Annotated in this window: 7 protein-coding genes and 1 pseudogene (1 of these 8 only partly in view); 3 read left to right on the top strand and 5 right to left on the bottom strand. The window is 63.2% G+C overall.

All coding sequences use genetic code 11. The annotated features are described in order from the left end of the window. Positions 1–273, top strand: a 273-nt coding sequence (locus tag EOC06_RS41980) for a CoA pyrophosphatase (protein ID WP_245469399.1), incomplete at its 5' end; no start/stop codon positions are given. After that, complete coding sequence (locus EOC06_RS08085; RefSeq protein ID WP_128307473.1) at positions 270–1535, top strand: CCA tRNA nucleotidyltransferase; 1266 nt, start codon at positions 270–272, stop codon at positions 1533–1535. The genes EOC06_RS41980 and EOC06_RS08085, both read left to right, overlap by 4 nt. A 1-nt stretch (position 1536) precedes the next feature. Here EOC06_RS08085 and EOC06_RS08090 read toward each other — a convergent pair whose 3' ends face one another. The 3 genes from EOC06_RS08090 to hemF all read right to left on the bottom strand — a co-directional run bounded on the left by EOC06_RS08090 (position 1537) and on the right by hemF (position 3436). Further along, positions 1537–1722, bottom strand: coding sequence for a DUF1059 domain-containing protein (locus EOC06_RS08090; protein WP_013529972.1), 186 nt, complete (start codon positions 1720–1722; stop codon positions 1537–1539). Between the two features lie 234 nt (positions 1723–1956). Next, positions 1957–2217: a DUF1344 domain-containing protein gene (locus EOC06_RS08095; protein ID WP_127269427.1), complete on the bottom strand. Its 261-nt coding sequence runs from the start codon at positions 2215–2217 to the stop codon at positions 1957–1959. A gap of 304 nt (positions 2218–2521) precedes the next feature. Next, positions 2522–3436 (bottom strand): oxygen-dependent coproporphyrinogen oxidase, encoded by a 915-nt coding sequence (gene hemF, locus EOC06_RS08100; protein ID WP_127269426.1) that lies wholly within the window; start codon positions 3434–3436, stop codon positions 2522–2524. A 166-nt stretch (positions 3437–3602) separates the two neighbouring features. On the opposite strand from hemF, the gene EOC06_RS08105 reads away from it, so the two are divergent. Continuing rightward, positions 3603–3860 carry a hypothetical protein gene (locus EOC06_RS08105; protein ID WP_128307474.1) on the top strand — a complete coding sequence of 86 codons (258 nt, stop codon included), beginning with the start codon at positions 3603–3605 and terminating at the stop codon, positions 3858–3860. Here EOC06_RS08105 and soxR read toward each other — a convergent pair. Together soxR and EOC06_RS08115 are read right to left on the bottom strand one after the other, a co-directional pair. Continuing rightward, positions 3857–4318 carry a redox-sensitive transcriptional activator SoxR gene (gene soxR / locus EOC06_RS08110; RefSeq protein WP_127269424.1) on the bottom strand — a complete coding sequence of 154 codons (462 nt, stop codon included), beginning with the start codon at positions 4316–4318 and terminating at the stop codon, positions 3857–3859. The genes EOC06_RS08105 and soxR overlap by 4 nt on opposite strands. A 132-nt stretch (positions 4319–4450) precedes the next feature. After that, positions 4451–4868, bottom strand: a pseudogene (locus EOC06_RS08115) (tRNA (cytidine(34)-2'-O)-methyltransferase); it runs 49 nt beyond the window's last position.

Below are 4868 nucleotides of genomic sequence, written 5' to 3' on the forward strand. Positions count from 1 at the left end.
ATGCCCGACTATGTGGCCGGCAGCGGCTACCGCATCGCGCCGGTGCTGGGCATCGTGCTGCCCGGTTTCCAGCTGACGCTCAACGCCGACGAGGTCGACGCCGCTTTCGAAGTGCCGCTGCGCTTCCTGATGGACCCGGCCAACCACAAGCGCGACAGCCGCATGTGGAACGATCTCGAATGGTTCTTCTACGACATGCCTTACGGCGAACGGCGCATCTGGGGCGTCACCGCCGGCATCATCCGTACCCTCTATGAAAGGCTTTATGCGTGAGTGTCTCGATCGCGGACAGGGCCGACTGGCTCGGCGACAAGCATCTGCAGCGCCTGCTGTTCGCACTGGCCGAAGGCGGTGAAGAGGCGCGAGTCGCCGGCGGCGCGGTGCGCAACACGCTGATTGGCCAGCCCGTCGCCGACATCGACATCGCCACCACCTGCTTGCCGGAGGAAACCCTCCGCCGCGCCGAAGCGGAAGGGTTCAAGGCGGTGCCAACCGGCATCGAGCATGGGACAATCACCGTGGTTGCCGGCGGAAAACCTTATGAAATCACCACCTTGCGCGCCGATATCGAGACCGACGGGCGACGCGCGAAAGTGTCGTTCGGGCGCGACTGGAAGCTTGACGCCGAGCGGCGCGACTTCACCATCAATGCGCTCTATGCCGAGGCCGACGGCAGGGTTGTCGACCTGGTCGGCGGCATTGCCGACATCGAGGCACGCCGGCTGCGCTTCATCGGCGACCCGGAAGCGCGTATCCGCGAGGATTATCTGCGCATCCTGCGCTTCTTCCGCTTCTTCGCCTGGTACGGCGATGGACGGCCGGACGCCGAAGGGCTGAAAGCCTGCGCCCGGCTTAAGGAAGGGCTGGCCCAGCTTTCGGCCGAGCGCATCTGGTCGGAACTGAAGAAGCTCTTGTCGGCGCCCGATCCGTCACGGGCGCTGCTCTGGATGCGGCAGGCAGGCGTCTTGACCGCAGCGCTGCCGGAAAGCGAGAAATGGGGCATCGATGCCATCCATGGGTTGGCCAAGGCCGGGAAGGATCTGGGCTGGGCACCCGACCCGCTGCTCAGACTGGAAGCGATCGTGCCGCCCGATGCCGCTCGCATGAAGACGCTCGCCGAGCGGCTCAAATTCTCAACCGCCGAAGCGGATCGCCTGCGCCACTGGGCGCTTGCTACCGCCGTCGAACCGAAGACGACCGAGGGCGAACTGGCGAAAAGGCTCTATCGCGGCGACCGGCAGGGGTTTGTCGACCGGCTGCGGCTGTCGCTTGCGGCAGCCAGGGTGCGCGCCGTCGAGGACAATGAGGCGCTGCTCGAAGCCGGTGGCTTTTCGCGCCTGCTTGCCTTCGCCGTCAAATGGGAAAAGCCGTTGTTTCCGCTGAAAGGTGCCGATCTCACGGCGCTCGGCGCAACTCCAGGACCGAAACTCGGCGAAATCCTCAGGAATCTCGAGGCGGAATGGGTCGAAGCCGGGTTTACCCCTGATCGCGACGCGCTCCTCAAGCGCGCCGCCGAAGCTTTGAACGCCGGGTAGATCAGGCCGCGTCGCGGGTCTTTTCGATGCGCGAGCGGATCGCCTCGATCATCGTCTCGCGGATCACCGTTTCGCCATGCGTCTCGCGCATGTGCTCGACGGCACGGCGCATCACCTCGGCCTCCTCGTCGGCACGCGTGTGCCAGTCACAGCCGGGCACGAGCGACCCGCAGTGAAACTCCTTCATGGGATTTTCTCCTTTTCCTCCGTGAAGCCTGGTCGAGGCTCCGGTACTTTTTTGGCTCATGGTCCGGTTCCAGGGTTGAATCCACGGACCGCGAGCGGGTGAGAAGCATAACACAGATGGGGCGGCATTGGTTGCGGTCAACGGCAAAAAGGCGGAGCAGCGCTGCTCCGCCCTCTTAACACTACCCCGAAACAGGACCGGACATCGTCTCATCCTGCTCTGGCGGGCAAGCCATCATTTTGCGGCCTTGACGGCCTCGGCGACCTTGTTCTTGCCCTTCATATCCCATGAGACACGGACTTTTTCACCGACCTGCAGGCCAGGATCCTTGAAGGTCTTGGGAAGCGTAAAAGACGATCCATCGTCGAGGACCAGACTCATGGCCGTTGCGTCAAAGGTCTTGATCGTTCCGGTGGTGTGCTTGACGGCGGCGAATGCCACCGAACCGGAAGCGAGAAGGGCAGCGGCGGCCGCCGAAACAATGATCTTGCGCATTGCGAAGTACTCCTGGAAGTAGGGCATCCCTCTCTATGAGGTGCCCCGCGTCGTCTGGGCCGTCCGGTCGCGTCGGGTCGCGGCTCGCTTTGACGCAATTCCGGTCGGAAAGCCGTTTCGCACTTTCCTGGAATTGCGCGCAGGCGAACCGCCGGCGCTTCCCGACCCGGCCCCACAAATAGGCCAGTCTTTTCAACGGCCTATTAGACGAAAAAGAAATTTTTCGCCGCACCGCGTGCCACATTCCATGCCCATTTTAAGCGAATGGGACATCAATGCGGCTCACGCAGGGCTCACCATTTTGTTACGGCCAGCGGACCTCGGGCGGCAGGCTGGAGAGAATGGACGCGACATTGCCGCCGGTCTTCAGGCCGAAGATGGTGCCGCGATCGTGAAGCAGATTGAATTCGACATAGCGGCCGCGGCGGATGAGCTGTTCGTCACGGTCGCCATCGGTCCAGTTCTCGTTGAAGTTGGCGCGCACGAGGTGACCGTAGACGACGAGAAAGGAGCGGCCGACATCCTGGACAAAGTTGAAATCGGCATTCCAGCCGCCTTTGTCCTCGCCCGAATGCAGCCAGTCGAAGAAGATGCCGCCGGTGCCGCGCGGCTCGTTGCGGTGCGACAGATAGAAGTACTCGTCGCACCAGGCCTTGAATTTCGGGTAATCGGCGACCGCGGCATTCTTCTCGCAAGCGAATTGCATGGCGCGATGGAAGGCGAGAGTATCAGGGTCGTCCTGGGTGCGGCGGCGATCGAGCACCGGTGTCAGATCGGCGCCGCCGCCGAACCATTGGCGCGATGTTACCACCATGCGCGTGTTCATGTGCACGGCCGGAACGTTGGGATTCCACGGGTGCGCGATCAGCGAAATGCCGGATGCCCAGAAGCGCGGGTCTTCCTCGGCGCCGGGCATCTGCTTCCTGAATTCGGGCGAGAACTCGCCATGGACGGTCGAAGTGTGGACGCCGACCTTTTCGAAGACGCGGCCGTGCATCATCGACATGGTACCGCCGCCGCCACGGCCCTCGTCGCGTTCCCACGGCGTCTTTTCGAAACGGCCCGGTGACCACGAGGCCAGCGGCCCGCCAAGGTCCTGCTCGATCTGCTCGAAAGTGGCGCAGATGCGTTCGCGCAGCGCCTCGAACCACAGCCGTGCCTTCATCTTCTTCTGTTCGATGTCGGCGGGCAGGCCTGTCGGTATTTCTGGTCGTTCCAAGTGCCGTCTCCGGTTGGGGCGGCGAGTCCCACAAATGACTCGTCTTTTGCCGGCGCGATCCCTAATCTCTTAAGGGCAAGGGTCAAGTCACTTTGGTTTTGCGCATGATCCTTTCCGAAACTCGATTCCGATTTCGGGTCATGCGCCAGGTGCAAGGAGCTGTTTCGTGCGCACCCCGGCAAGACCGCCGCTGGATGGCCTGAAGAGAAGGCTCGACCAAAGCCGTGCCGAGCGCGTGCGTATGCCGCGCGACGGTTTCCTGCGAGAGACCTTCGTGCTGCCGCGCTCCGATGCGCGGCTCAAGGCCAAGGAATGGTTCGAGCGCTTTCCCAAGCAGGCCTACTGGACCGAGATCGAAAGCTGGCTCGAGCGGCCGGGCGACCTGATTGAGTTCACCATCAGGCGGTTGCCAGCGGCTGACTAGGATGTCCTTGAGAGAGGCGGAGCAACCAGCCTTCTTGCCCCTGTCCCCTCGCGCGCCAGCCGGTCGCCCTTGTTGCGCAGCGGGCATTTGTCGATGGACATGCAGCCGCAGCCGATGCAGTCGGTCAGCCCGTCGCGCAGTTTCTTCAACTGGGCGATCTTGTGGTCGAGCCCGTCGCGCCAGGCGGTCGACAAAAGGTTCCAGTCGTCGCGCGTCGGCGTGCGGCCTTCGGGCAGTGATTCAAGTGCGGCACCGATTTCGGCCAGCGAGATGCCGACCTCCTGTGCAACCTTGATGATCGCCACGCGCCGCAGCACATCGCGGCCGTAGCGGCGCTGGTTGCCCGACGTGCGATGGCTGCGGATCAGGCCGCGGGCCTCGTAGAAATGCAGCGCCGACACCGCCACCCCGCTGCGCATGGCCACCTGGCCGACCGTCAATTCCGTTATAGGCGCCATGTCTGATTTTCCGCCCCGATTGTTCCGCTTGACCTCAAGTTAAGTTGAGCTTGTAGCGAAGAAACCCTGGATGTGCAAACGAAGGAGAAGGCGATGTGCGCCTGGGTCAAGATGACGGGAGACGGACTGCCATTATCCGAGTTGCCGGACGGCTTCGCCCGCCACCATGGCGACGGAGAGCGCGACGTTGATGCTGCGCGCCGTACCCTGCATCGGGATGGTCAGCCGCGTATCAGCCGCCTGATGGACAGGATCCGGCACGCCTGCGGATTCCCGGCCAAACAGGAGTATGTCGCCTTCGGCGAAGATGAAGCTGGTGTAGGCCGTCGTGGCTTTGGTCGACAGCAGCACCAGCCGGCGCGAACCAGCCTTGCGCCATTCCTCGAAGGCATGCCAGTCGACATGCCGGGTCAGGGCAGCCATTTCGAGGTAGTCCATGCCGGCTCGCTTGAGCGCTTTGTCGGAGAGCGGAAATCCGGCCGGTTCGATGATGTCGACGCCAAGTCCGAGGCACGCGGCGAAGCGCAGGATTGTCCCGGTGTTGCCGGCA

The organism is Mesorhizobium sp. M7A.F.Ca.MR.362.00.0.0 (assembly GCF_004023175.1).
In the GTDB taxonomy this organism is placed as follows: domain Bacteria; phylum Pseudomonadota; class Alphaproteobacteria; order Rhizobiales; family Rhizobiaceae; genus Mesorhizobium.